This is a genomic window from Ruminococcus sp. OA3, assembly GCF_022440845.1.
Taxonomy (GTDB): domain Bacteria; phylum Bacillota; class Clostridia; order Lachnospirales; family Lachnospiraceae; genus Ruminococcus_G.
The window spans coordinates 3447531-3473401 of the sequence record NZ_JAKNTO010000001.1 but is presented as its reverse complement, the minus strand read 5'-3'; the positions used below and the strand labels follow the sequence as shown (position 1 = coordinate 3473401).

Annotated in this window: 26 protein-coding genes; 20 read left to right on the top strand and 6 right to left on the bottom strand. The window is 44.6% G+C overall.

All coding sequences use genetic code 11. The features are described from left to right. Nucleotides 1–94: 94 nt before the first annotated feature. The 7 genes from MCG98_RS15825 to MCG98_RS15795 all read left to right on the top strand — a co-directional run bounded on the left by MCG98_RS15825 (nucleotide 95) and on the right by MCG98_RS15795 (nucleotide 7551). The gene (locus MCG98_RS15825; protein ID WP_240302852.1) at nucleotides 95–976 is read left to right on the top strand and encodes an Rpn family recombination-promoting nuclease/putative transposase; all 882 of its coding nucleotides are present in this window, start codon (nucleotides 95–97) and stop codon (nucleotides 974–976) included. Nucleotides 977–1137: 161 nt separating this feature from the next. Beyond that, complete coding sequence (locus tag MCG98_RS15820) at nucleotides 1138–2316, top strand: PLP-dependent aspartate aminotransferase family protein (RefSeq protein WP_345891682.1); 1179 nt, start codon at nucleotides 1138–1140, stop codon at nucleotides 2314–2316. Between the two features lie 13 nt (nucleotides 2317–2329). Then, the gene (locus MCG98_RS15815; RefSeq protein ID WP_240302851.1) at nucleotides 2330–3709 is read left to right on the top strand and encodes a sugar ABC transporter substrate-binding protein; all 1380 of its coding nucleotides are present in this window, start codon (nucleotides 2330–2332) and stop codon (nucleotides 3707–3709) included. Nucleotides 3710–3779: 70 nt separating this feature from the next. Next, entirely contained in the window at nucleotides 3780–4703 is a 924-nt protein-coding gene (locus tag MCG98_RS15810; RefSeq protein ID WP_240302850.1) for a sugar ABC transporter permease, read from the top strand. Then, nucleotides 4704–5552: a carbohydrate ABC transporter permease gene (locus tag MCG98_RS15805; RefSeq protein ID WP_240302849.1), complete on the top strand. Its 849-nt coding sequence runs from the start codon at nucleotides 4704–4706 to the stop codon at nucleotides 5550–5552. Between the two features lie 29 nt (nucleotides 5553–5581). Then, entirely contained in the window at nucleotides 5582–6700 is a 1119-nt protein-coding gene (gene ugpC / locus MCG98_RS15800; protein ID WP_240302848.1) for a sn-glycerol-3-phosphate ABC transporter ATP-binding protein UgpC, read from the top strand. 122 nt (nucleotides 6701–6822) lie between these two features. Continuing rightward, nucleotides 6823–7551, top strand: coding sequence for an FCD domain-containing protein (locus MCG98_RS15795; RefSeq protein ID WP_240302847.1), 729 nt, complete (start codon nucleotides 6823–6825; stop codon nucleotides 7549–7551). Nucleotides 7552–7594: 43 nt separating this feature from the next. On the opposite strand, the gene MCG98_RS15790 is transcribed toward MCG98_RS15795, so the two are convergent. From MCG98_RS15790 to MCG98_RS15770, 5 genes are all read right to left on the bottom strand, one after another. Continuing rightward, a complete protein-coding gene (locus MCG98_RS15790) occupies nucleotides 7595–8482 on the bottom strand; it encodes a DMT family transporter (RefSeq protein ID WP_240302846.1) in 888 nt (295 codons plus the stop codon). Continuing rightward, entirely contained in the window at nucleotides 8469–9311 is an 843-nt protein-coding gene (locus MCG98_RS15785) for an AraC family transcriptional regulator (RefSeq protein ID WP_240302845.1), read from the bottom strand. The genes MCG98_RS15790 and MCG98_RS15785 overlap by 14 nt, the downstream gene beginning before the upstream one ends. A 149-nt stretch (nucleotides 9312–9460) precedes the next feature. Next, nucleotides 9461–10873 (bottom strand): hypothetical protein, encoded by a 1413-nt coding sequence (locus tag MCG98_RS15780; RefSeq protein WP_240302844.1) that lies wholly within the window; start codon nucleotides 10871–10873, stop codon nucleotides 9461–9463. An 8-nt stretch (nucleotides 10874–10881) separates the two neighbouring features. Continuing rightward, nucleotides 10882–11952 carry a histidine kinase gene (locus tag MCG98_RS15775; protein ID WP_240302843.1) on the bottom strand — a complete coding sequence of 357 codons (1071 nt, stop codon included), beginning with the start codon at nucleotides 11950–11952 and terminating at the stop codon, nucleotides 10882–10884. Nucleotides 11953–11963: 11 nt separating this feature from the next. Then, nucleotides 11964–13586 (bottom strand): AraC family transcriptional regulator, encoded by a 1623-nt coding sequence (locus tag MCG98_RS15770; protein ID WP_240302842.1) that lies wholly within the window; start codon nucleotides 13584–13586, stop codon nucleotides 11964–11966. Between the two features lie 305 nt (nucleotides 13587–13891). Here MCG98_RS15770 and MCG98_RS15765 point away from each other — a divergent pair, with 305 nt between their 5' ends. The 3 genes from MCG98_RS15765 to MCG98_RS15755 are packed head-to-tail and all read left to right on the top strand — an operon-like array spanning nucleotide 13892 to nucleotide 17449. Then, nucleotides 13892–15394 (top strand): sugar ABC transporter ATP-binding protein, encoded by a 1503-nt coding sequence (locus tag MCG98_RS15765; protein ID WP_240302841.1) that lies wholly within the window; start codon nucleotides 13892–13894, stop codon nucleotides 15392–15394. Then, complete coding sequence (locus MCG98_RS15760) at nucleotides 15391–16356, top strand: ABC transporter permease (protein ID WP_240302840.1); 966 nt, start codon at nucleotides 15391–15393, stop codon at nucleotides 16354–16356. The genes MCG98_RS15765 and MCG98_RS15760 overlap by 4 nt, the downstream gene beginning before the upstream one ends. Before the next feature lie 49 nt (nucleotides 16357–16405). Next, complete coding sequence (locus tag MCG98_RS15755) at nucleotides 16406–17449, top strand: sugar ABC transporter substrate-binding protein (protein ID WP_240302839.1); 1044 nt, start codon at nucleotides 16406–16408, stop codon at nucleotides 17447–17449. 42 nt (nucleotides 17450–17491) lie between these two features. Here MCG98_RS15755 and MCG98_RS15750 read toward each other — a convergent pair whose 3' ends face one another. Then, nucleotides 17492–18244: an FCD domain-containing protein gene (locus tag MCG98_RS15750; protein ID WP_240302838.1), complete on the bottom strand. Its 753-nt coding sequence runs from the start codon at nucleotides 18242–18244 to the stop codon at nucleotides 17492–17494. Nucleotides 18245–18387: 143 nt separating this feature from the next. On the opposite strand from MCG98_RS15750, the gene MCG98_RS15745 reads away from it, so the two are divergent. The 10 genes from MCG98_RS15745 to MCG98_RS15700 all read left to right on the top strand — a co-directional run bounded on the left by MCG98_RS15745 (nucleotide 18388) and on the right by MCG98_RS15700 (nucleotide 25866). After that, nucleotides 18388–19272, top strand: coding sequence for a LysR family transcriptional regulator (locus tag MCG98_RS15745; protein WP_240302837.1), 885 nt, complete (start codon nucleotides 18388–18390; stop codon nucleotides 19270–19272). Nucleotides 19273–19315: 43 nt separating this feature from the next. Continuing rightward, nucleotides 19316–20149 carry a GyrI-like domain-containing protein gene (locus MCG98_RS15740; protein ID WP_240302836.1) on the top strand — a complete coding sequence of 278 codons (834 nt, stop codon included), beginning with the start codon at nucleotides 19316–19318 and terminating at the stop codon, nucleotides 20147–20149. 143 nt (nucleotides 20150–20292) lie between these two features. Then, complete coding sequence (locus MCG98_RS15735; RefSeq protein ID WP_240302835.1) at nucleotides 20293–20841, top strand: DUF6144 family protein; 549 nt, start codon at nucleotides 20293–20295, stop codon at nucleotides 20839–20841. A 183-nt stretch (nucleotides 20842–21024) separates the two neighbouring features. After that, nucleotides 21025–21294: a hypothetical protein gene (locus tag MCG98_RS15730; protein WP_240302834.1), complete on the top strand. Its 270-nt coding sequence runs from the start codon at nucleotides 21025–21027 to the stop codon at nucleotides 21292–21294. A gap of 24 nt (nucleotides 21295–21318) precedes the next feature. Then, nucleotides 21319–21675, top strand: a complete 357-nt coding sequence (locus MCG98_RS15725; RefSeq protein ID WP_240302833.1) for a cytochrome c biogenesis protein CcdA — start codon at nucleotides 21319–21321, stop codon at nucleotides 21673–21675. 197 nt (nucleotides 21676–21872) lie between these two features. After that, on the top strand, nucleotides 21873–22817 hold the full coding sequence (locus MCG98_RS15720) for a serine hydrolase (protein ID WP_240302832.1): 945 nt from the start codon (nucleotides 21873–21875) through the stop codon (nucleotides 22815–22817). A 51-nt stretch (nucleotides 22818–22868) separates the two neighbouring features. Continuing rightward, on the top strand, nucleotides 22869–23807 hold the full coding sequence (locus MCG98_RS15715) for a polysaccharide deacetylase (protein ID WP_240302831.1): 939 nt from the start codon (nucleotides 22869–22871) through the stop codon (nucleotides 23805–23807). A gap of 107 nt (nucleotides 23808–23914) precedes the next feature. Continuing rightward, nucleotides 23915–24238 carry a hypothetical protein gene (locus MCG98_RS15710; protein WP_240302830.1) on the top strand — a complete coding sequence of 108 codons (324 nt, stop codon included), beginning with the start codon at nucleotides 23915–23917 and terminating at the stop codon, nucleotides 24236–24238. A 5-nt stretch (nucleotides 24239–24243) separates the two neighbouring features. Continuing rightward, a complete protein-coding gene (locus tag MCG98_RS15705; RefSeq protein WP_240302829.1) occupies nucleotides 24244–25320 on the top strand; it encodes a GTP-binding protein in 1077 nt (358 codons plus the stop codon). Between the two features lie 24 nt (nucleotides 25321–25344). Then, entirely contained in the window at nucleotides 25345–25866 is a 522-nt protein-coding gene (locus MCG98_RS15700; protein WP_240302828.1) for a DUF1097 domain-containing protein, read from the top strand. Nucleotides 25867–25871 lie beyond the last annotated feature (5 nt).

Genomic DNA, 25871 nt, shown 5'->3' with positions numbered 1-25871 from the left:
TAACCAGTATGCACAATATAAAATTGCTTATGCATTCTTTTAACGTGCTTTACATATGTCCGCAGGCGCTCTATAATGAAAGGATAAGATGCACATGAAACCAAAAAAATCACTGGCAGAGCTGACGCTGCTGGATCGTTTTCTTTTTACGGAGGTTATGGACGATCCGGAAAACCTGCAGACACTGCTGGAAATTATTCTAGGGCGGGAAATTGTCTTGAAATTCCTGCCGCAGACGGAAAAAGAGCAGCGCAGATCACCGCTGCTCAGGAATATCCGGTTGGATGTCTGGTCACAGGATGTGGAAGGGAGCGTATACGATACTGAGGTTCAAAAAACGGACACGGAAAACATACCGAGGCGCAGCAGGCTGTATCAGGCGCTGATTGACAGCAAACTGCTGGAAGCAGGGACAGTTGACTTTAATGAGCTGAATGATGTTTATATTATTATTATAGCGCCGTTCGACCTGTTTGGACGCGGCCGGTATCTGTATACCTTTCGTATGATGTGTGAGGAGGATCCCAAGATTTGTCTGGAGGACGGATCCATTCGAATCTTTCTTAACACTCACGGGAGGAATAAACAGGAGGTCACCGGGGAACTGGTAGAACTGCTTCGTTATATGGAGCATACGGATCAGGAGAGTGACCGGGAGTATACCAGCGAACGTGTCAAAAAGTTGAAGGAACGTGTGCAGATGCTCAAGGCCAGTGAGGAAATGGGGGTAAGGTATATGCAGGCGTGGGAAGAACGTGAACTGGACAGGCGAGAGGGAAGAGCCGTTGGAAAAGCGGAGGCAGTATTAGAGTTATTAGATGATCTTGGTAAGATATCAGAAGCGCAAAGAAATATAATTTTAGAACAGAAGGATCTTAATGTGTTGAAAGGCTGGTTGAAATTGGCGGCAAGGGCCAGAACGGTTGAGGAGTTTGAGTGCGAGGCGTTTCCAGAGGGAATGAGAGGAGAGAATTAAAAGTTAATTGACAGAATTCGAAAAGCAGATACTTTTCGGATTCTGTTTTTTTAGACTTGACATCTTAATAGTGTATTGATATAATTTCCATAAAGAAGTGGTAATACCACCGAACCATCGAACCATCGGATGGCAGGGTGAGCAGAAAGGAGAATCAATTTGTGAGCGAAAAAGACGATATGCTGATACTGGAACGCACCGGGGAGGATGAAAAATCATATTTGAATGCTGTAACACCCCCCATTTTTATGAATTCTCTGCACGTGTTTGATACCTTTGAGGAGTATCATGAGGTGGATGTGTTCGAAAAAAATCAATTTTATTATGGACGGGCATCCAATCCTACGACCAGTATTGCGGAAGAAAAGATTGCCAGACTTGAGCATGGATCAAGAGCCGTGATGTTTTCGAGCGGCATGGCGGCTGCCTCCACGGCGATTCTCGCAGTGTGTGAGGCCGAAAGCCATATTATCTGTATGAAAGATGTTTACCAGCCCGTAAAGCGCTTTTTAGATTCATACTGTATTCCGAGGCTGCATATGGAAGTTACTTATTTAACGGGAACAGATTTAGAGGAAATGGAGGCTGCGATCAGGGAAAACACGGCTTTGATTATTCTTGAGAGTCCTGCGACATTTGTGTTTACCGTTGTGGATCTAAAGGCAATTGCAGAATTAGCCGGGCGTCATCATGTGAAGACTTATATTGACAATACATACTGTACGCCACTATTCCAAAAGCCGCTTGACTACGGAATTGATATCGTTATGCATACGCTGACGAAGTATCTGGGAGGGCACAGTGATCTGATGGGCGGGGTTTTAGTTTCAAAAGATGAGGAGCTTATGCGCAGAATCATGAATCAGCTCCGTGAGTGGCTTGGGGGAGTCATCGGACCTATGGAATCCTGGCTTGTGATCAGAGGTATGCGCACGCTGGATCTCAGGATGAGAAGACATCAGGAGACGGCACAGGCAGTGGCAGAATATCTGGAGGGGCATCCGAAAGTAAAGAGAGTTTATTATCCCGGTTTAAAATCTCATCCTCAGTATGAGCTGATACAGAGGCAGCAGAGCGGGAGTTCAGGATTGATGAGCCTGGAACTGGATGCACCGGCGCATGATTCACTAAAATTTGTAGATGCTCTGAAACTGTTTAGAAAAGGGTGTTCATGGGGAGGATTTGAAAGTCTGGCCATGGTACCGTTATACTATTTGGAACAGGAGGAACTGGATTTTCTTGATATCGAAAGGGGGTTGATTCGCATGCATTGCGGGCTGGAAGGAACAGAGAATCTTCTGGAGGATTTACAGCAGGCGTTAGAGGTCATTGGAAACTAAAAGGAGGCAGAATATGAAAGAAGGTATGAAAAAAACGGCAGCATGGGTATTGGCAGGATGTGTAGGTATCAGTCTGTTGGCAGGATGCGGAAAAGACGGTGGTCAGAGCGAAAGTTCGGGCAAAGAGGGGGGAAGTGAAACGGTGTCACTGCGTTTCCTGGATACTTCACCGAGTGATGTGCGGCAGGCATATTTTGAAGATGTATTTTCAAGAGTAAAAGAAGACATGGGAATTGAAATTACATATGAAAGCACTCCTCTTGAGGATGCGGCGAACAAGATCATGGTCATGGCAACGTCCAATTCTCTGCCGGATATTGTGACGGCCCAGGACAACTGGCTTGGACAGTTTACGTCTTCAGAATGGATCCTTCCGCTGGATGAATATCTGAGCGGGCAGGAGGATAAGTTTGCAGATACCGTAACAAAGATTGTCTGGGCGAATCAGAAAGAGATGTATGGCAACATCTATACCGTGCCGGACGGTATGATGGTAAAAGGAATTTATATCAGAAAAGACTGGTGTGAGGAAGCAGGAATCGATATCGAAGATCTGAGAGACTGGACATATGATGATTATTTTGAAGTAATCAGGAAGCTGACAAATGCGGACAGGAAACAGTATGGGATGACATACCGCGGGACGAGAGGAGCTTTTGATGTCATTATGACTTATCTGCAGGGGTTTACGGGGGGACGTACCTATGACGAGGAAGGAAATTGTCTCCTGAATTCGGATGAATGCCTGAAAGCCTTTGAAAAATTTACGAGTATGTATAAAGAAGGATATGCCCCGGAAGAGTCCATTAACTGGGGATTTGTGGAAATGGTTGATAATTTCTGCGGAGGCCTTACGGGGACTTTGAATAATGATTCCGAAGTGGTTGTGTCTTGCCAGAACAGTATGGATGACAGCAAGTGGACGGTACTTCCGATACCATCCAGCACAAAAGATGGTAAAATTTATAATACAGTCAATGCTCCGTATTCTTATACCATCTCAAAAGACTGCAGGAACCAGGAAGCAGCCTGGAGCGTGATTGAATATTTGTCACAGCCGGAGAACAATATTGAGTACTGCAGGCAGGTGGGCATGATTCCGGTAATGAAAGAAGTTGGGGATGACCCATTATATGGAGAAGACGGCGTATATGATGCATTTGTAGAACAGCTGAACAACCCGGATATGGTGGTTCCGACTGGATATGGTCCATTCGACAGTACAGATTTACAGCAGGGACCTCTTTACGAGGAGATTCAAAAATATCTGCTGGGTGAGCAGGACGCCGGGGATGCGCTTGATTCAATCTGCGGACTGCTGGAGGAACGGATGAAAACGTACCTGGATGAAAATGATGGCGCGGTTGTAGATACTCCAAAGACAATGCAGTAGAGATACAATTGGATTTTGATTTTACAGCTTCCTGTAGCGGGAAGCTGTATTCGTAAAAGGAGGTATTCAAATGGCGCAAAAAGGCATCCGGAAAATAACGGCTCATAAAAAAGGGTGGAATCAAACTAAAAGAATGATGGAACCATATACTCTTTTAATGCCTGTTTTAATTCTGCTGCTCATTGTTTTTGCGGTCCCGCTCGTGAACAGTTTTATTATGGCATTTCAGCAGTATAAGCTGGGATCTGCAGATATTCATTTTAATGGTCTTGATAATTTTAAAAAACTGCTTGCGGATGAGAATCTGTGGCTGATACTGAAAAATACGGTGATCTATGTGTTTTGCTCGGTCGCGGGGCAGTTTCTTCTCGGAATGACGCTGGCTCTGGCGCTCTGGAAAAAATTCAGAGGACGCGGGATCTATCAGTCCATAGTCTTCCTGCCGTGGGCATTCTCGGCTTTTGTTGTCGGCTTAATGTTTCGGTGGTCATTCAACGGAGAGTATGGGGTAGTCAATGATCTTTTGATGAAGCTTGGAATTATAGATAAGAATATAGCCTGGCTGGGAACACCGGGGTATTCCCTGTTTGTTGTCGTACTTGCCATGATCTGGATCGGTGTTCCTTTTTTTGCAATTATGATTCTGGCAGCACTGCAGTCGATTCCGTCAGATGTTTTCGAGGCTGCGAGTATCGACGGCGCGGGTGCGGTAAAAAAATTCTTTCGGATCACAGTACCCTATATTAAACCTACGATTATCATGACGCTGCTGCTTAGAACAATCTGGATTTTGAACTCTTTTGATTTAATTGTTGTGATAACGAACGGGGGTCCGGCTAATTATTCCATGACATTGCCGGCATATATGTACACCAGGGCCTTCTCAGGTTACGATTTTGGGTTCGCATCGGCGATCGGGGTACTGCTGATGACGGCCCTGATGCTCTACACGCTGGTATTTCTGAAAGTGACAAATTATGAGGAGGGAATGTAGATGAGCAGTAGACAAAAGAGATGTGCGGCAGTTGTTTTAAGGGTATTTATCCTGAGTTTTTTTCTTCTGTTTGTTATGCTGCCGATTTACTGGATGGCGATTACGTCTTTTAAACCACATGAGGAGATCATCAATACACAGCTGGTCACTTATTTTCCGCATACGTTTACTCTGGATAATTACCGGGATTTATTTAAGATCTTCAGCTATGGAAATTTTCTCAGAAACAGCATCATACTGTCCGTATCTACAGCTGTCGCGGTGACAATTCTTTCGATCTTTGGGGGATATGGACTGGCACGTTATAAGTTTCGCGGGAAGACCCCGATGCTGTTGTTTTTTCTGATCACCCAGATGGTGCCTGGAATACTGGTGATTATTCCGCTGTATACCGTCTATGCAAAACTGGGGATTATTGCAAATGTTCCGCATCTTGGACTGTGGATTTTTTATGTAATCACGAATCTGCCATTCTGTGTGATAACAATGAGAAGCTTTTTCGAGGGAATCCCTTATTCTCTGGAGGAAGCTGCGATGGTAGACGGGTGTTCCAGGATGAGAAGCCTGTGGAGGGTGATCTTACCGGTTATGTTTCCGGGGATCGTCGCGGTGTTTGTATTTGCGTTTATCGGGGCGTGGAATGAACTGATCGCCGGTATCATTTTTACAAGTGAACCGACGGCATGGACGATACCGGTAGGACTTAAGAGCCTGATAGGCAAAAATAATGTAAAGTGGGGAGCCATGATGGCAGGCGGAATGCTTGCACTAATCCCCACGGCGGTCATGTTTATGATCGTTCAGAAATACGTGGTGGAAGGGCTGACAGCAGGTTCTGTAAAAGAGTGAAGTACGAAAATGTGAAATGGAGGAACGGTATGGCAAAAGTTTCATTACATAATATTAAGAAAGTATATGGAAAGGATGTTGTAGCAGTCCATGACTTTAATCTGGAAATAGAAGATAAAGAATTTATAGTTTTGGTAGGACCGTCTGGATGTGGAAAATCTACGACACTTCGTATGGTTGCAGGGCTGGAAGAGATAAGCAGCGGCGAGCTGTATATAGGGGATTGTATGGTCAATGAGCTTGCGCCTAAGGACCGGGACATAGCGATGGTATTTCAGAACTATGCATTATACCCGCATATGTCGGTCTACGAAAATATGGCGTTTGCACTGAAACTGAGGAAAGAGAAGAAGTCAGATATCGACAGAAAGGTTCGTGAGGCAGCTGAAATACTGGGGATCACCGATTTTCTGAAGCGTAAACCAAAAGAACTCTCCGGGGGGCAGCGGCAGCGGGTAGCGATCGGACGTGCGATCGTAAGAGAACCGCGGGTTTTTCTAATGGACGAGCCGCTCTCAAATCTTGATGCAAAGCTAAGAAATCAGATGAGGGCGGAGATCATGAAACTGCGGCAGAAGATCAATACAACTTTCTTGTATGTCACACATGATCAGACGGAAGCGATGACATTGGGGGATCGCATTGTGATTATGAAGGATGGGTTTATTCAGCAGATCGGCACGCCGCAGGAAGTGTTTAATCACCCCGAAAACCTTTTTGTGGCGGGATTTATCGGGAGCCCGCAGATGAATTTTTTTGATGGAAACCTGATAAGAAACAAGGATCGATATTCTGTTGAAATACTGAATACAAAGATTACTCTGCCGGAAGGGACTGCCAGACTGCTGAAAACCGGAAATACAGAATCGCGGAAGATTGTGTTAGGGATACGGCCGGAACATATAAAGCTGGCAGATAAAGAAGAAGAAGAGAGGATTGCCGGAAAATCAGACGTGTGGGAGATGATGGGGAGTGAAGTGCATATTCATTTGACGGCAGCTGAAAAAGAGTTTATCATAAAAGTACCTGTAACCGAGTTGCCGGAAGAGTACCGGGACAGCATGAAGTATGGAGAGGTACTGCACTTCAGGATGAACAAACAACTGCTGCATCTATTTGATGCGGACACGGGCAAAAATCTTTTGTGATCTATGTAATTCTTGTCTAATATACCATATATTGGTATAATGGTATCAGTCTATTATTTGCTTGTTTACAAAATTGTCCTGATGTGTCATGACAGGAACAGAGGGAGTTGAAAGGGAGAAAGATGAAAAAAAATACTGTTCAGATTGGCCCGGTGTCAAAAGATCTGCTTTATATAAAGGTTGCAGACGCGATTTTTGACTATGCAAAAGCGAATCAGCTGCAGGCCGGAGACAAATTACCGTCAGAACGAGAGCTGGCGAAAATGTTTCAGACAGGACGGAATTCTGTTCGGGAAGCCATGCGTGTGCTTGAAAACCGTGGGATGATTGAAGTAAAGACCGGACTGGGCACATTTTTAAAGGAACCCCCGGAGGAAATTTCTTCTGTTCAATTGAAATTAATGAAAGAAAATCTCTATGAATTCCAGGAATTGAAAGTCACGTTAGAGCACATGGCTGTCAGAAAAGCAATTCAGTCAGCAAACCTGGAAGGAAAGCAGGAATTACTGAAACTGGCGGAGGAGATGATGGAGCTGTATGATCAGGACCGGTATGATGATGACCTGGATCATGAGTTTCATATGAAATTAATGGAACTGGCAGAGAATCAGACGATCGCACAGATTGTTAATTCACTGCGGATCGGAATCTTTCAGGACTACTGGAATGAACTTGAGTATGATCCGTATCACTGGGTAAAAACGGTGCCTGATCATCTGGTACTGGCAAATGCGATTATTGATAAAGATGAGGAAAGAGCGATCACGGCGATTGATGCCATTGACGGGGCGTCCACAGCTGTGATGAAACAGGCAGGTATGCGCAGAAGATCTGAGACTGAAGAGCAATAGATTTGAGTGCGCAGCATTTCCTTGAGAAATGAACGGGGAGGGGTTATGAACCCCTCCTGTTTTCTGATATGATTAATCCCGCTAAAGTTAATGCGGCCCCGACACCGGCGATTACGGTCAGTTTTTCATGCAGCACAATCACGGCAGTTACGATTGTGATCACGGGAACGAGGTATATGTAGATGCTCGTCTTCACAGCACCCAGACAGCGCACGGCGTAATTCCATGTGACAAAGCACAGGGCAGAGGCTCCGAGACCCAGATATATCAGGTTCAGCACACATACGGGATCCCTGAAGGATGAAAGCGATGGCTTGAATCCAAACAGGAAAAGGGCTGGTACCATGAATAGCAGGCCGTAAAAAAAGATTCGTCTTGTTGCCTGTATGGTGTTATAGCCGTAACCGCTGATTTTTTTTGACAGAAGAGAGTATACGGCCCAAATAATGGCGGCACACAGCGCAAGCAGATCTCCTTCTGGATTAAACTTAAAGGCGCCTGATTCATTGACGTTAATCAGCACGATACCGATGACGGCAACAGCAAATCCCAGAAAGAAGCGTTTCTTCAGATGTTCCCCGTCTGAAAACAGATGGGCAAGGATTGCGACAAAAAATGGCGACACGGAAACAATGATTCCGACGTTGGAAGCCAGCGTATATGTCAGTGCAATGTTTTCCAACAGGTAATACAGGCAGACACCGCACAGGCCGGCGCATGCAAATGTGATCTCCTGGCGTGGATGATTCAGCCGCAGCCGGTGTGGGCTGACGATGCACAGGGCAGCAGTACCGAGGAGAAAGCGGCAGAACAGAATCTCAACGGGTGTGAAATCCGTCAGCAGAACTTTTGTTGATATGAATGTTGTCCCCCATATTAAGATTGTGACGAATGCACACAGATGTCCTGCAGCTGTTTTATTCTGTTTCATGCGATACCTCCGCTGTGAAAATTCTCTGGTATTGTTTCGGTGTCAGACCGATAAAATTCCGAAAGAAATTAGTAAAGTGACTTTGGTCTGAAAAACCTGTTTTTGCAGCGGTATCGATCACCGGAGTGCCGGCCTCCAGGAGTTTTTTTGCCTGGTTAATGCGCACGGTCTGCAGATAGCGGTAAGGTGAGATTCCCATCTGCTGGGTAAAAGAACGCAGCAGATAGGATTTGCTGAGGCCTGCATATTCTGAGAGATCATTCAGGCTGATTTCCTGTTCATAAGAGTCCTCCATAAACCTGCAGATTTGTACGATCCAGGAATCGGGGCTGGAGATATCAGCGTTCTCATAGGTTTCGGAGTATTCTTTTATAATGTGTTCCAGTAAAAAGAAAAAGGCCTCTTCTTTTTCAAAAGATGTCTGATGGTTTGTCACGGCAGTATAGAGGCTGTTGACAGACTGGGCTGCATCACTCTGTCTGATGACAGTACTGGTGAAATACGGTGTATAGGCCGTTCCAGTGATATCCCGCGCAGCTTTGATCATGACATCTGCGGGTATATTAATTGCCCGGTAGTCGAGATTTTCTCCGTTTACGGGTTCGCAAAAGTGTTTGTCCAGAGGGTTAAACAACACCAGATCGCCTTTTTCGAGGGAATACTCGTGCTGATTGCATTTCAGGTGCCGGCTTCCCCGCTCTACGTAGCCGATCACGTAACACTCGTGAAAATGATTGGGGAATTTTTGAACGATCCCTTTTAGTTGATATGCCTCAATCTGAAGTGTATGGTCATAACAGATCTGACGTTTTTCATGCGGCTGCTTCATAATAATTTGCTCCTTTGTTTTGTCTATCATAATATAACCGGAGGGAGGATTTCTTGCAAGATATTATCCTCCGTGAACGAAGATCCCTGGCTGGAAATATCTGTAATCAAAAAAGAGATCCCATGCGGCGGATGGAAACCTCTTTTCAATCAGGTGTTGATGACACGTGTGCAGAATTTTGACAGGTTTTCTTCACTGCTGGAGATGAGCAGAATGGAAATGTCAAGTTCCTGCAGATACTCGAGCAGCCTTCCAAAATGATATTCAGACAGATTGTCATAAACAGTGTAAGGATCGCTGAAAATAAAAACTCTGGGGTAAAGACATAGCCATTTGGCGATCTCAACCATGAACTGGTCATGGACATTCATACCTTTCAGGTTTCGCCTGGAGCCATATTCCCTGACGAGATAATCGGCATGGATAGACTCAAGAGCAGTAAAAACCATATGATTGCGTATTCGTTTATTTAAGAAACCTCCGACATTATACATTGGTTTATTCAGAAGAAGAGCGACGTTGTCGTACAGATTCATCTGCGGAAAAACCCGTTGATGCCCAATAGAGGAGGATATAAAGGCAATCTGATTTTTCGTATGAAAATTTGGATGATAATTCATGTTATCCAGCACCAGAGTTCCTGTTTTTGGTAATTTCCCGTCAGACAGTGTATTCATAAAAGATGACAAAATGTGGTCGCTGTCACAGATTCCCAGGATTTCCCCCTGATACAGTGAAAAGTTGAAGCGTTTCGTGGGATACTCAGAACTTGAAACATCGTTGCACTGCAATACTTTTTTTCGGTTATCCGCATTGAGCGTCAGGCGTTTCAGCTGGGTATTCATAAAATCACCATCTGCGATCACTGGAGGAATAGTGGTCAATTTGGAAAGCTGTGTGACGACTCCGTTTTTTATAACGGCAAAACGGTCAAAATTTTGAAAAACAGGGTTCCATTTATTGGAAAACCACAACAGTGATACGCCTTTTTCTTTCAGAATGCTTACGATACGCTGAAGTTTTTTTGTCTCTTTCGGCTGATAAAAAATAAAAGAAGGTGTATTGAGCACAATAACTTTGGCGCCGCTGGTATAAGCGTGCAAAATGGAAAGAATATAAATATCAGGAAAGGGCAGTGTGTCAACGACTGCCGTAGGTTTGATATGACCCAGTGAAAAACGGTCTAACAGGTCTTCTGCGGCGGCATGTATGGCATGAGTGTCCAGAAATTTTAACTTGTTATAGAAGGAAGAAGCGGTCATATAAAGATTATGAGCTACGCTCATGGACCCCACCAGTTGCTTCTCGTCAACCACATAGATTCCTGCATTGCGTGCCTGTTCCAGACTGTAGAGAGTTTTTGGGGCGTCATTGATATAAAGATATCCCTGATCTGACGATATACCGCCCTGCAGGAAGTCGAGAAGAAAGTTTTTGGTCTCAATATCTTCCGTCAGAATGCACAGTGCTTCTCTGGCATAAAGCGTAAATGAAATATCATTGATAATCTGGTTGTCGACAGCCCGACCAATATGGGTCAGACGCAAAACTTCATGCTGCATGGCGATCCTTACTCCTGATTTTGATAATAGGGAAGAGATATCTGAAATTCAGATCCTTTTCCAAGTGTACTGTAGGCGACAACACCGAATGAATCCCCGTACAAAAGTTTGATCCGTGAATTAACATTTGTAAGTGCAATTCCGCTTCCGGTTTTTTTGTCTTTGACGGTGTGCACCGAATCCGTTTCATTTCCGGCCAGTTTTTGATTCAGTGTTCGTAGCTGTTCGGGTGTCATACCACTGCCGTTATCAGAAATGCTGATGACAAGGCGGGACTGCGTATTGTGGATATTCAATGTGATGACAAAATCCTTAGAGAGCCCCTTAATCCCGTGTTTGATTGCATTTTCAATAAAGGGCTGAATGATCAGTTTCGGAATACGATAATTCATGATCTGCAGATCCGGTGCGATATTCTGCATAAACACGATATGCTGATTGATCCGGTATTCCTGTATTTTAATATAATCATGCAGGGTACTCAACTCCTGCCGCAGAGTCACAAGTTCGTTTTTCTGGCTGATCATGTAGCGGAACAGGCGGGAGAGAACTTCAACCATATCTGAAGTTAGCGGTGCGTCCTCCATCACGGCATATCCCCGGATCGTATCCAGAGTATTATATAAAAAGTGCGGATTGATCTGACTTTGCATGGCATCCAGTTCGGCCTGTTTTTGAAGCAGGCGGTTGGAATACTCCTTTTCCAGCGAAGAGTCAATCAGATCCAGAATAATATTAAGCGATGACACGTAATTTGTCATTTTTTCAGCATCAATTAATGAATACTTTTTTTTGATGTTTTCAATTTTAAGTGCTGCTGTGATGACGGTATGGTAATAGCGGATCCAGTAGGTGACTGTAAATACAGCAAAGACCAACAGACCGATCAGCAGCCACAGTATGATCATCGTATGCTGCCTTAAAGACCCGGCAGGAGCTTTTATCAGCAGAAAGGCAGAGATCAGAAAAAAGATCCATAAGAAGACCGTAAGACCGATGTTTTTTAAAAAATCATTATAATACTGTGTGTTACAGAACATCTGAATATTCTTTTTGCTTTTGATAAATTGCTCACGCATAGTCATATACCTCAGTTTGCGTAAATTTTGCGGTACTCTTTCGGAGTAACGCCGACCTGTTCTTTGAATAGTTTACTGAAATAGCGCTTGTCCTGGTAACCTACTTCATTTGCAATTTCTGCAATATTGTAACGCACATCGTGCAGCAGTTCTTTTGCTTTCTCGATTCGGACAGAGGTCAGATAAGAGCTGAAGGATTCCCCTACCTCTTTTTTAAAGAGGACACCGAAGTAAGTAGGAGCCAGATAGATCTGTTCCGCCACATCTTCCAGTTTTATATTCTCACTGAAATGCTCCTGAATGAAGGCCTTTGCTGTTTGAATCTGCCGATTCTCCTGAGAGTTCGTTTCATTATCGAGGGGAAGCAACTCCCGGATGAAAGATACCGTAAATAAGATAAGCTCTTTTAAAGTGAAATACTGTTCGATCTCATCGCAGTACTGCAGATAGGTGTCTGCCAGGTTCACGGAAATTATTTTATGCTGATGGAAATCTGACAGTATACCGGATAAAGCATCACAAAAGGCATCCAGCAGTAAATGAGGGCAGGAGCGGCAGCTGGAAGCCACATCTTTAAAAAGTGTTTTCAGCAGATTTTCAAATTTTTTTGTATCACGAATCTCAATGCAGGACCGAATCGAGCTAAAATCTGAACTGGACAATATAAAGCCGGGCTTCGCATTATTCAGAAGCAGTTCCTTTGCAAAAAGAACGTGCTGTGGTCCCTGGATGATCCGTGCATTTAAAGCTTTCTGAGCAGTGCTGAGTGAATAGGGGAGATTTTGGATCCGGGGAGCCATAACCCCGCAGCTGATCGTGAGCTGCAGTCCTTCATATGCGGCCAGATAAGAAGCCAGGTCCTCTCTGATTGCGGCAATAGAACCAAGAATCCTGCTTTCCTGGTCAGGTTCGTAATTCAGCAAAAAGATAAACTGATTATTTTTATTATAGACTTCCATATCAATGCAGAGGTCTTTCATTTCTGTCTGGAAATTACGCATCAGCTGTTCAATGATTACGTTCTGGGTGGCGAGATTAAGTGCCAGGATACCGTCGATTAAAGCAATCCCCATCAGAAAAGGAGCATCGGATAAGAAAGAAAAACCATACTCCTCATTTATCTGAACTTCATTCAATTCTACAGGATGTTCCTTATCATACAGGATATCCATAATAAAAGAACGGCGTAATTTCTGTGTCTGAAGGTGTGTATCGATACCCAGTTTTTGAATCTGAAAATCAATCTGCAGCGCGGATGCGATCTTCAGGATCGTTTTTTCCAGCACATCATTTAATTCTGTTTGGTTGATTGGTTTTAATAAATAATCTTCAACGCCCATTTTGATGGCGGAAAGTGCATAATTAAAGTAGGTGAGGCCGCTGATGATAATGAAATGCACAGGCAGTTTTTCCTTCTGCGATTTTTCAATCAGCTCTAATCCATTCATAACAGGCATGGAAATATCTGTAATGACAATGTCCGGTTTCTCAGACAAAATCATCTCGTAAGCAATCTGACCATTTAGAGCAAATCCAATAAACTCCAGGTTTAAACGTTCAAAGTCAATTAGATTTTTAATCAGGTTTGCAATAGCGATCTCGTCTTCAGCAATCATGACTCGAATGGGGTTCATACGTTTTTCCTCTCATGCCGCATTTGCTGCGGCTCTAATCGGGGATGGGTGAAAGATTTCTTTCAGCCGTCCTCTTCTGGTACTTTAAGATTCCGTCAATGTGCATGGAAATACATGAAAAAGTGGTGTGTTTCTATACAGGTGTGACAAATCTATGATTTGGTGTGACAAATAAAAGGTAATAGGCGAAAAGTATTTCGTCATTTTTCAGTATATGATATTGTTCACTTGTAAGCAAGAAGTAATTTAAATTATTGGTGAAAGGGAGGAGACAATGAAGAGATTGTATACAAGGAGGTGTAACCGTGAATGAAAGAAATGAATACATCCTGGAATTAAAAAGTGTTTCAAAAGAATTCCCAGGTGTAAAAGCTTTGGATCGGGTTAACTTAAAATTAAAGCCTGGAAGTGTGCATGCTCTGTGCGGTGAGAATGGTGCAGGTAAGTCTACACTGATGAAAATCATTAACGGTATATATAAGATGGATGAAGGTGAGATTTGGTATAAAGGGGAACGAATCGTTCCTAAAAATCCAAAAGAAATGCTGGAAATGGGAATTGCAACCATCCATCAGGAACTCAGTCCGCTTCCCAATATGACAATTGCTGAAAATATCTTTCTGGGACGTGAACCTCTCGATTCATTGAAGATGGTGGACTGGAAGAGATTATGGTCGGATACTCAGAAACTGCTCGATGAATTCGGATTTCATTATGATCCCAAAGGGTATATGAGAGACCTGACGGTTTCAGACATTGCACTGATAGAAATTGTCAAGGCAATTTCACGTGATGCATCGGTTGTCATCATGGATGAGCCGACTTCATCCATTACCGATTCTGAAGTACATATTCTGTTTGAAAATATCGAACGTCTGAAAAACAGTGGTGTTGGTATTATCTATATTTCTCACAAACTGGATGAAATTTTTGAGATCTGTGATGAGGTTACGATTTTCAGGGATGGACAGTGGGTACACAGCTGTGAGATCGGTGACATCGATAAAAACGGAATCATCAAGCAGATGGTAGGACGCGAGATTACGGAACAGTTTCCAAAAACTCCGGCACCGATCAAAGAGACGGTACTGGAGCTTAAAAACCTCAACGGTGGGCGTTTCAAAAATGTCAATTTCAAAGTCCATGCCGGTGAGATCGTCGGTTTTGCCGGACTGGTAGGGGCCGGACGAAGTGAATTATTCCGTGCTGTTTTTGGACTTGACCCGATAGAATCCGGAGAAGTATTGCTGGAAGGCAAAAAGGTAGATTTCAAAAATTCACAGCAGGCGATCGATGCCGGAGTGCTGATGGCAAGTGAAGACAGAAAGAAGGAAGGTGTTGTGCTTTGCCGTTCCATCCGTGAAAATATAACACTTGCCAGCCTTAAGGATATTGAAAAATCAGGATTTCTCAGCATGAAGAAAGAAAAGCAGAATGTTGATGAAATGGTTAAAACGTTATCTATTAAACTGGCAACACCGGAAGCTCCTGTCTCTTCTTTATCAGGCGGAAATCAGCAGAAAGTAGTTTTGGCAAAATGGCTTTTAAGGGCGCCGAAAGTACTGATTCTGGATGAGCCGACCAGAGGTATCGACGTAGGAGCAAAATACGAAATCTACAAACTGATGTGCGAACTGGCCCGCAAGGGTGTGGCGATCATTATGATCTCATCTGAAATGCCGGAGATTCTGGGTATGAGCGATCGTATAGCAGTTATGTCTCAGGGATATCTGACGGGAGAACTGCCGGTAGCAGAGGCAACGCAGGAAAAAATAATGGAGAGTGCGATGAAAGGATTCGAGCAATGACAAATACAAAAACGAATAAAAAATGGAGTGTGGCTGAGATTTACAGCCGGTTTGGTATATTCATCATCTTAGTAATAGCAGTGATCGTCGCATCATTCTTAAGTGATGCATTCTTTACAACACGTAACCTGAGCAATATCATCCGCCAGAATGCGGTTATCATGATCATCGCGTTTGGTTCACAGATGGTACTGATCACAGGCGGATGTGATCTGTCACCTGGATCTGTCTGTGCACTGTCAGGAGTTATTTCCACAATGGTCATGGTATCTACAGGGAATCCTGTGATCTCGCTTGTGGTTGGTATTTTGATCGGTGCATTTTGCGGATTTATCAATGGTCTGGTTATTACATCCTGTGGAATCCCGGACTTTATCATGACGCTTGCTTCTCAGTTCATCTGCCGGGGTGCCGTACTGGCATTGACTCAGGCACAGCCGGTTTCCGGATTTGATGAGAGTTACACCGTGTTTGGCCAGGGATATGTTGGTCCGGTTCCGGTTCCTACCATTATTTTGATATTAGTACTTGTTTTCTACTGGGTACTGATGAACCGTCGCCGTTTCGGACGTTACGTATATGCAGTAGGCGGCAATACGGATGCGGCAAGAGCTTCCGGTATCAATACCAAAAAAGTAAAAACTCAGGCGTATCTGTTTGCGGGAGCAGCAGCAGGGCTTGCCGGTGTTATCCTGATGAGCCGTATGAATTCCGGACAGCCAAACGGCGGTGAGCAGTATGAGTTCGATGCGATCACAGCGGCTATCATCGGTGGTACATCCATGAATGGTGGTACAGGTAAAGTATACGGTGTTGTAGTCGGTGCACTGTTTGTCGGTGTACTGCTCAATATCATGACACAGATGGACGTTTCTGCATACTGGCAGAAAATCGTAAAAGGTCTTATCATCGCGCTGGCAGTTATCATCGATGTGCAGGTGCGCAAAACAAGAAAGGCATGATTTTTAAGGTTTCTAAATTTTAAGCAAACAATAAAAAGGAGAGAAAAAGATGAAAAAAAGAATGGTGAAACGGTTATTGGCAATGCTGACGGTATCTGTACTTTGTGTCGGGATGCTTGCGGGCTGCGGCGGTAAGAAAGAGGAGAGCGGCAGCAGCAGTGAAGCGTCTGCTGAGGAAGGCGGATCAGATGATGCAAAAGAAAGCGGAGACTACGTATATCGTGTAGGATTTGCAAACATCGACAACGCAGATAACTGTTGTTATCCTGCAATGCAGAAGTTTGTAGAGTACGTGGAGAGCGATGAATTCGCAAAGTCTGTAGGTGCGGACAAAGTGGAAGCTCTGACGGCGGACTCTGCAAAAGATATCGAAAAACAGACAACAAATGTTGAGACACTGCTCAGCAAAGGTGTGGATATGATGTTCATCATCGGTGTTGATACGCAGGGAAATACAACTGCAGTCAAAGCCTGCAACGAGGAAGGGGTGCCGGTGTTCATGGTTGGTACCGAGGCATCCGGTGGTGAATGGAAATTTATCGGATTTGATGAGAAAGCGCTGGGACTGGGACAGGGCAAATGGTGCGCAGAAAATCTGCCTGAGAATGCTAACATCTGCTATCTGCAGGGAACACCTGGACGTGAAGCAACACTTCTGCGTGAGGAAGGCTTTATGGAAGGAATCTCTTCCCGTGATGACCTGACAGTTCTGTCTTCACAGACAGGTGAGTTTGAAACTGCTACGGCAATGCAGGTTACTGAAGACTGGATTCAGACATACGGTGACAAGATTAACTGTATCGTTGGCGCTGACGGCAAGATGATCGTCGGTGCAGTGGAAGCGCTGAAGGCAGCAGGGATGGCTGATGATGTTACGACAGTAGGCGTTGTCAGTGTTGAAGACGACGGTTATCTGATCAAGAACGGCGAACAGAAATATGCAATCTTTGTAAGCTGGCCAAGCATTGGTACTCTGTGCGGCGAGATCGCAGAGAAAGTTTATAAGGGTGAAGAAATCGAAGAACGTACAAATATCGAAATGTCCGATATGACGCAGGACAATTATGAAGAGCTGATCGCAACAACAAGATAAAAAACTCCTAAACAGGCACTCCCATCTGGGAATGCCTGTTTTTCATAAGTTCTCAGTATTATGATAATCGATCATATCCAGTAAAATAGCCCGACAGGTTTCAAAATCTCTGTTTTCGATGGCGTGGCAGAGATTCCAGTGGTGTTCGATGGAAGTTATGTCATCCGTAGTAGTCAGATGGATCAGCCGTCGGTGGCCAAGCGTTAGTGTATATTCTCTGATTGCTTCCTTTGCGGTGGAATATGCGTAGATCAGCAGCTCATTGTGAGACATTTTGCACAGCTGGCTGTGAAGCTCGATGTCACTGTCATTTAATGCAGTGAGAAGAGTCTTCCTGTCTGGGGAATTATGAGGCGTGGATACATAGGCGATGACTTTATCTTCAAAATCCTTACAGCAGGAGCGCAGTTTTTCAATTTCATCGGGGGTAGCCCGCATGACAGCCAGCCGTGCACATTCAACTTCAATCATGGAGCGAAACTCGGCAACATCATCCAGAAGCTCCGGGGTCATGTAGAATTCAGAGATTGTCTGCAGGTGTTTTTCGAAATCAAAAGAGCAGACGTAGGTTCCGTCTCCGACTTTTGTCTGAAGTACGCCAAGTGTATTTAATTTCTGCAGTGCCATTCTGACGGTGAAACGATTGACGCCAAACGTATCGGCCATTTCGCTTTCTGAGGGGATTTTCTGCCCTTTCTGCCAGATTCCCTGGGCGATCAGGGATTTCATCTCTTCACAAACCAGATCAGGAGCAGATGGTTTTTTGATTTTTAAGTTTCTGCTTAACTCTGCCATATCAGATTACTCCATATCATTTTTATTCATTAATTATAAACTGACTTTGTGAAAAACGCAAGGTTAGTGATTGGATTATTTAATGATGTATGGTATAATTCACTTGTTGAACAAGTGATGCAGGAATGACAGGAGGAATGGTAATGCTGAATGTCAGAACAATTGATCGGTTACTGGTTATTGAAAAATACGGAAGTATCGCAAAAGCTGCAGATGAGCTGCATATATCCAGATCAGCATTAGTGCAGCAGATTAAACAGATTGAAGCGGATGTAGGTTTTGAGATTTTTTCCAGGGATCACAAAGGGGTATATGTTACTGAAGAAGGAAAATATTTTTTGGAAGAAAATCAGATACTTCTGAGAAAATATGAACAGCTGCTGAAACAGTGCCGGAATAGTCAGGACAGTGAAAAGGAAAGAGTCGTGATCGGGTCCATACCAAACCTGAAGCCGATTCTGCTGTCGGATATCTGCCGGGAATTTAAGCAGACACATCCAGATGTAAAAATTGAATTTCGGGATTTTGTTCCGGAAGAATATTTTAAAGAATTTCAGAAAGGCAGCTTTGATATCTGTGCAGAATATACGATGAATTACTATTGCCCGGATCATGCGGATGTTTCGTTTACCGGGCTGCTGGAAACCCGTTTTTCCTGTGCAGTTCTTCCGGACCATCGGCTGGCGGACAGAAAGCTCCTTCGTTTTGAAGATCTAAGAGGCGAAAGACTGCTGATCTATCAACGGGGTATCGCCAGGTGTGAGGACCGTCTGAGGGATTATATCCTCCGTAATGAGCCGGAAATTCAGCTGGCGGATATCGGCAGCTATGACAGCATGCTCCATCTGAAATGCGATATAGAGAAGTCAGTTTTGCTGACCTATGCCAGATACGAGGACAGTTTCTCGGAATTTAAGATTATTCCAACAGACTGGGAAATTCCCATTGTACTGGGGATCGGCTGCCATCGGATATGCCGGCCTGTGATACAGGAGTTTGTAAAGACTGCCGAACGGGTCTGCCGATGATCGGACGTCAGCGTACGTTATTAATATAGAAGAATGGAGATATATGGACAGGAAAAAACTTGTTGATCAAAGCATTGATTATATTATGCAGCATTTAGATGAGGGCTTATCGCTTGATACCATATCTGCTCAATTTTATGTATCAAAGTACTATTTTAGCCGAATGTTCAAAGAAGAAACCGGTGAAAGTGTTTATGCGTTTATTAAACGCTGTAAGGTTGACCAGAGCGCAATTGATATGAAACTAAACCCAAGGAAAGCAATTACAGACATTGGTTTAGATTATGGATATAGTTCCTCCAATTATAGTTCGGTATTTAGAAAGCACCATGATATTTCCCCTGCCATGTTTAAACGGTCAATACCAACGCACAGCATGCCTGTTCCGTTTACACCGGATCGGATTGTCCACTTCAAAACTGTGGAGGAGTATGCCGCCCATACAGAAATTCAGGAGCTTAAAGATTTTTTAGTGATATATGAGCGGTTTATTGGAAACTATTCGGATATTGAAAAACACTGGTATCATTTTTTAGATAAATACAACTCGTTTTTGAATGAGAGGACAATCCTGATAGAGCGCTTTTTTAATGACCCGGCCATTACAGACTTGTCACAGTGCATTTGCGATATCTGTATGACGGTGGAACAGGATTGTGACCTGGACAATGTTATGCTGATCAGAGGCGGCAAATGGATTGTGTATCATTTCGATGGAGAAATCAGCGATATCTTTGAGACATTACAAGGTGTTTTTAACGTTTGGCTGCCCCAAAGCGGTTACAATATGGCGCAGAGATATGGATTGAATATTTATCGCCATATTGAACGTGGCAATCACAGTGTTGTTATGGATTTATGTATCCCCGTTTTATAAAAGCAAGAATTCAGAAGTCAGCGGGATGACTTTCTTTCTATAATTTAGAAGTGTTTAGAAATACTTCAAATAGAAAGGAGGTCATTTTTTAATTTGCAGAAAATTTCTGCGTCAATCAATGAGTGAAGAATACGGAGGAGATTATGTTTGACATAAGAAAAATTCAGGAGAAAGTAATTTATGAAGCAGTTAAAACGGAAAGCAGTGCGGCTGTGGCGAATGAGGTGGTGTATGGTAAGGAGCAGCCTGACAATGCAGAAAAGAATCCTGCCTGGGTGAAATCTGCAATGCAACGTCTGGAGAGTAAATTTGAATTTGAGACCATAAAGAAAATACGAATGAACTGCCAATGTGGTTACGGAATGGACGAAAAACTTGCGCTTGTAGAGGAATTGAAGTCAACTGCAGCAAGCATAGAAGAATTAACAGATTCAGAGAAAGCGAGAGCCGCAGGGCTTTTCTGTAAAGACGGGGAGCTTTATCTGCAATTTGGTTATTGTCCCTGCCCGATGCTTGCGGACGTGGAAAAATTGGAGACAAATACATGGTGCCAGTGTACTACCGGCTACAGCAAGGACCTGTTTGAAAAGGCGTTTGACTGCAGTGCTGATGTGGAGCTGCTGAAGAGCATAAAGATGGGCGACAGAGTATGCCTGATGAAGATTACGCTCCACAATCCCAAATGGCAATGAAAAAAGCTTTTATTGTGCAAAAACGACAATAAAACCTCCGAATATTTTGCATGTATATATTTTGTGAACAAATGTTAAGGAAATTCAATCTTCTCAGATGGCGGTTTACAGTGTAAGCTGAATACATGTAGAGTTGTTGAACAAGTCAAACAGTTGAGAGGGATAAGGAAAGGATATGTCGAGATGGCGAATATGTGTGAGATCATCATGCTGCTCTGTTTTGGAGCTTCATGGCCAATTAATTTCAGAAAGGCATTTCTGGCGAAAACTACGAAAGGTGTCAGTCTGACCTTTCTGTGTTTCATCGAAATCGGATACCTGTGTGGAATGGCGGCAAAAATTCTAAGTCACAACATCTCCTATGTGCTGTTCTTCTATATTTTAAACCTTATCGTTGTTGCGGCCAATATTGTCCTCTATTTTGTAAATAAACAAAGGGAACAGAGAAACTAAAAGGAATACTGAGGGAGGGATGAGATGACAGAAATTCTGAATATCCTGTCAGGGCTGATGACAGAACATCTGTGGATTGCACCGCTGCTGTCTCTGATGGCAGGCATACTGACATCTTTTACACCATGCTCTCTGTCCAGTGTTCCGGTAGTTGTTGCTTATATTGGAAGCTCTGCAGGTGATGACCGGGGAATAGCACTGAGGTTATCACTTACCATGGCGTTTGCCATGGCTCTGACATTCGGGGCTTTCGGCACGATGGCTTCTGCGATCATTCCGCACTGCCATCATCCGGAAACAGCAAAAAAAGGATATATCGGAGCGTTTACCGCAGGCATTTTAAGTGGGTATTTGCCTCACACTGTGCCACTCCGGTTATGATCGCTCTGCCGGCTGAGGATACAGCGCAGTGGACCGATGGATACACGATCCAAAGTATGAAAGAAGCAGCAAAAGGCTGCGTGCCTTACTGGCAATCGCTATTGGCTTGCTCGGTGTGCTCATGACTGGCTTTGCGTTTTTACCTGATTAAACGGGTAAGAACTCAAGAATACATGAAATATGGGAGGAGGTTTCAAATGACACTGGTAAAAAAGTTTATAGAGGACGTGGACAAAAATGATTTTTTTATCCTGGCAGCACAGGTGCGTAAGGATGGGGAAGTCGCGGACGAGTGGACACGGTTCGAGGCAAAACCGCGGTTTGAACTTTATTCCGTCGGAAAGACCTTTATTGGAGCTGCAGCGGGGCTTGCTCTGGAAGAGGGACTGATCACGCTGGATGAGCGGGTGATGGAAAGCTTTCCGGAGGCCAGCTACGATATTACCAATGAAAATGCGGCGGATATTACAGTCCGGGATTTACTGACGATGCGGACCGGACTCAGCGAGACGATGTTCTGGCGGGATGGTTATGAACGGAAACATGTCCGTGACTGGGTACGGTTCTTCTATACGGACGGCAAATTCGATCAGAAACCGGGATCAGCTTTTCTGTACAATAATGCAAACCCATATATACTGGGGTGCCTGATTGAGAAAAAGTGTGGACAGAATATGCGGGAGTATCTTCGCTATCGCCTGTTTGAGCCTATTGGCATTCATAATGTGGAATGGACCAGCTGCCCGATGGGACACACGATCGCAGCAAATGCACTGCAGCTGAATGTTGACGAAGTCGGACGCTTCGGTCAGATGCTGGTCAATGGCGGTGAATACAAAGGAAAGCGGATTCTTTCAGAAGAATATGTAAAAGCCATGACGACTTCTTACTCTGTAACGGGAGAATTCATTCCGGGCGATCCCCCGGCTGCGGCAGGATATGGTTATCAGACCTGGATTGATCCGGTCAATCATGCGTCGTATATGTGGGGAATCTTCGGGCAGTATTGTGTCATGCTCCCGGAGAAAAATGCGGTAGTCAGTGTGATAGCTCTGGAAAAGTCCGATGGCGGATCAAATGGTGTATATGCCACTTCACCCCTGCGAAAACTGATCTGGGAGGATCTTGTGACACAGGTTTAAAACCGGTAGCAATTAACATTTAAACGATATAATTTTAAGGAGGTAACACCTATGAGTACTAACAAAGACATTAAGATCTGTATCAACCCTCATTTCGACGCTGTTTCTCTCTGGATTGGATCGTGGGGAGGCGAGGACTCTCCCTGTGATATCTCACGTGGTGTGCATGGAGCAAAGCGCGGTGTTCCGCGACTGATCGATCTGTTTAACCGCTGCAGTATTCCGGTAACCTGGGGTGTGACCGGTCATTCTATGGAGAGCTTTCCAAAGGCAGCTGACATGATCTGTGACCGGGTGAACAATGCCGGTGATGAAATTGCGATCCACGGATACGTTCATGAAAATCCGCTGGCTATGACGAGACAGCAGGAGGCGGATGTTCTGGACCGTACGATCAGTGCCATCGAAAAAATCTCCGGAAAGAAGCCTGTGGGATACCAGGCGCCCTGGTGGGAGCTGAGCAATAATACCGTGGAACTTCTGTTTGAACGGGGCATTACTTATGACAGCAGTCTGATGGAAGACGATTACTGGCCATACTATGTACGCATCGGCGACAGCTGGACAAAGATCAACTACAACGGACCGGCGGAAGACTGGATGAAACCATGGGTTCCGGGAAAAGAAGTAGATCTTGTGGAAATTCCCTGCAGCTGGCACCTGGATGACGCACCGCCGATGATGTTTGTAAAAGCATCCTCCAACAGCCATGGCTGGGTAACAGGAACGGCACTTGGTGAGATCTGGCAGGATCAGTTTGACTGGGTATATCGTCATTATGACTATGCAGTTATCAATATCACGATCCATCCGGATGTTTCCGGTTGTAAGCCGCACGTTCTTATGATGCTGGAGCGTCTGATCGACCATATGAAACGCCACGATGGCGTCAGCTTCTGTACAATGGAAGATGCAGCAGCTGATTACCGCAGACGTGTTCCTTTCGGGACAAAGGATGACCTGGGTGTTGTCAGCGGTCTGCACGTATAACAAAAAGATATGGAGCTGTTTATCTGCGACTGTAAAGCTGCACCTTTATGGTGCGGCTTTTACTGCTTCGCCAGGACTTTTTCGTTGCATGGTCAGGAGGGATTTTTATGTGTGCAGCATGCGGTGTGTTAAATGGAGGCGCCGACTGGTTGGAACGTGCCGGAAATCCGGAAGGGATCGGTACAGATGATGGGGTGACAAAAACCGGAGAACGCGCAAATCTGGTGCGGATGGTAAATATACTGCTGTCCCCGGGCAGGACTAAATTAAGAGATTTTTATACGAAACTCACCATCCAGGGTCCGACCGGACAATCAAAGGTGGTAGACGATCTTGCTCATGTCTGGATGACTGCAGATACGATAGGTATGTGCCCGGTGGATCCTCTGGATCAGGATTATCTGGAAGCAATACAACAATTAAAGGGGTGAGAAAGATGGATGACAGGATTCCTGTTACGGTATTAACAGGTTTTTTGGGAAGTGGCAAAACCACAATCTTACAGCGTTTACTGAGCTGTGAAGAAGGAGCAGGTGTCGCAGTGATCGTCAACGAACTGGGAGAGGTGTCTCTGGATCATCTCTTCGTGCAGAAACTTACGGAGAGTACGATCGTGCTGAAAAACGGCTGTATCTGCTGTACCCTGAGGGAGGATCTTCAGACGGGGCTGCGGGAACTGATCGATAACCGGGATCGCGGTCTGATTGCTCCTTTTGACCGTGTGGTCATAGAGACAACCGGACTGGCAGATCCTACGCCGATCGCCATGACACTGGACGGAGATCTGCTGCTTAAGAGACAGGTTCGGCTAGCCAATATCATTGCAACGATCGACGCGATGTTCGGTGCAGATCAGCTGTGTGACCATGAGGAAAGTATGCGGCAGGCTGCTATTGCAGACCGTCTTGTGCTTACGAAGACAGATATTGCATCAAAGGAGGAGATCACCCGCACACGTGAAAAGATTCATGCAGTCAATCCGATGGCAATGGTGCTGGATGCGGGCAGATCAGAATCCCTTTGGACACAGCTGTTTACTATCGATCCCTTTGATCCGGAGACAAAGTCTTCGGAGGTACAGCACTGGCTGAAACGACTGCCATCGATTGAGGTTCTGAAGTCAAATCGTTCATCTGGCAGGTATCAGGGGAAGAACGGAAAAAATGTTATGATCCGGGGTTACCATAAAGATAAAAATGAAGAGGCAAGCGAGATACAGACATTTGCAATACGCACAGAAGAACCTCTGAACTGGACAGCATTTGCGATTTGGCTTTCCGCGCTGCTGCATCGCCATGGCAAAAGTATTCTGCGGATCAAGGGTCTTTTGAATGTTCCGGGGGCGCTCGGACCTGTAGTGCTGAACGCAGTACAGAGTCATATCACACCACCGATGCATCTGGATGAATGGCCGGATGAGGATCAGACATCCCGTATTGTCTTTATTGTGCAGGGGCTTTCTCCTGCGCTGATACAAAAATCACTGGATTGTTTTCTTTCTGTGTTGGAATAGAAACAAAATATTGGGAGGGATAGAATGGAAAAAATTAAAAAACTTACACCGATCGCACTTTTTGTAGGCCTTCAGGCATGTTCTGTTCAGCTGCTGGATATCTTATTTCATGGAATATTTCCGCCGGCTGCCAACCTGGGATTTTCCGCCATCGTATTTCTTGCATGGCCTACTTATTTCATGTCAGGCTGCAACATCAAAGGGGGAATCAAGTCCTTTGTCGCATTCCTTGTCGGTATTGTGGCAGGTATCATGATCTTTGTGATGGGAGGACTGTTCGGAGCGCTTGGTGCATTTGCATCGGTGCCTGCTGTTTTCATTGTCGCATGGCTGTTATTCTATTACGAACTGCTGCCGGGAGTATTCAATCATCTTGCGGCATGTTATATATCCTGCGGTACGTTCTTCCTGTTCATGAATTATGTTCCGGGAGCCACATTTATAAACTGTTTTATTACAGAAATGGTTTATCTGACAATCGGATTGTTTTATGGATGGATGACGATCGCATTCAGGACCTGGGTCGAGGGAAGGCAGAATAAGTAAAGGAG

Bases quoted from the DNA above. Each gene is read 5' to 3' on its own strand.
- MCG98_RS15825 (WP_240302852.1), top strand. From the start codon at position 95: ATGAAACCAAAAAAATCACTGGCAGAGCTGACGCTGCTGGATCGTTTT.
- MCG98_RS15815 (WP_240302851.1), top strand. From the start codon at position 2,330: ATGAAAGAAGGTATGAAAAAAACGGCAGCATGGGTATTGGCAGGATGT.
- MCG98_RS15810 (WP_240302850.1), top strand. From the start codon at position 3,780: ATGGCGCAAAAAGGCATCCGGAAAATAACGGCTCATAAAAAAGGGTGG.
- MCG98_RS15805 (WP_240302849.1), top strand. From the start codon at position 4,704: ATGAGCAGTAGACAAAAGAGATGTGCGGCAGTTGTTTTAAGGGTATTT.
- ugpC (WP_240302848.1), top strand. From the start codon at position 5,582: ATGGCAAAAGTTTCATTACATAATATTAAGAAAGTATATGGAAAGGAT.
- MCG98_RS15795 (WP_240302847.1), top strand. From the start codon at position 6,823: ATGAAAAAAAATACTGTTCAGATTGGCCCGGTGTCAAAAGATCTGCTT.
- MCG98_RS15790 (WP_240302846.1), bottom strand. From the start codon at position 8,482: ATGAAACAGAATAAAACAGCTGCAGGACATCTGTGTGCATTCGTCACA.
- MCG98_RS15785 (WP_240302845.1), bottom strand. From the start codon at position 9,311: ATGAAGCAGCCGCATGAAAAACGTCAGATCTGTTATGACCATACACTT.
- MCG98_RS15780 (WP_240302844.1), bottom strand. From the start codon at position 10,873: ATGCAGCATGAAGTTTTGCGTCTGACCCATATTGGTCGGGCTGTCGAC.
- MCG98_RS15775 (WP_240302843.1), bottom strand. From the start codon at position 11,952: ATGCGTGAGCAATTTATCAAAAGCAAAAAGAATATTCAGATGTTCTGT.
- MCG98_RS15770 (WP_240302842.1), bottom strand. From the start codon at position 13,586: ATGAACCCCATTCGAGTCATGATTGCTGAAGACGAGATCGCTATTGCA.
- MCG98_RS15760 (WP_240302840.1), top strand. From the start codon at position 15,391: ATGACAAATACAAAAACGAATAAAAAATGGAGTGTGGCTGAGATTTAC.
- MCG98_RS15755 (WP_240302839.1), top strand. From the start codon at position 16,406: ATGAAAAAAAGAATGGTGAAACGGTTATTGGCAATGCTGACGGTATCT.
- MCG98_RS15750 (WP_240302838.1), bottom strand. From the start codon at position 18,244: ATGGCAGAGTTAAGCAGAAACTTAAAAATCAAAAAACCATCTGCTCCT.
- MCG98_RS15745 (WP_240302837.1), top strand. From the start codon at position 18,388: ATGCTGAATGTCAGAACAATTGATCGGTTACTGGTTATTGAAAAATAC.
- MCG98_RS15740 (WP_240302836.1), top strand. From the start codon at position 19,316: ATGGACAGGAAAAAACTTGTTGATCAAAGCATTGATTATATTATGCAG.
- MCG98_RS15735 (WP_240302835.1), top strand. From the start codon at position 20,293: ATGTTTGACATAAGAAAAATTCAGGAGAAAGTAATTTATGAAGCAGTT.
- MCG98_RS15730 (WP_240302834.1), top strand. From the start codon at position 21,025: ATGGCGAATATGTGTGAGATCATCATGCTGCTCTGTTTTGGAGCTTCA.
- MCG98_RS15725 (WP_240302833.1), top strand. From the start codon at position 21,319: ATGACAGAAATTCTGAATATCCTGTCAGGGCTGATGACAGAACATCTG.
- MCG98_RS15720 (WP_240302832.1), top strand. From the start codon at position 21,873: ATGACACTGGTAAAAAAGTTTATAGAGGACGTGGACAAAAATGATTTT.
- MCG98_RS15715 (WP_240302831.1), top strand. From the start codon at position 22,869: ATGAGTACTAACAAAGACATTAAGATCTGTATCAACCCTCATTTCGAC.
- MCG98_RS15710 (WP_240302830.1), top strand. From the start codon at position 23,915: ATGTGTGCAGCATGCGGTGTGTTAAATGGAGGCGCCGACTGGTTGGAA.
- MCG98_RS15705 (WP_240302829.1), top strand. From the start codon at position 24,244: ATGGATGACAGGATTCCTGTTACGGTATTAACAGGTTTTTTGGGAAGT.
- MCG98_RS15700 (WP_240302828.1), top strand. From the start codon at position 25,345: ATGGAAAAAATTAAAAAACTTACACCGATCGCACTTTTTGTAGGCCTT.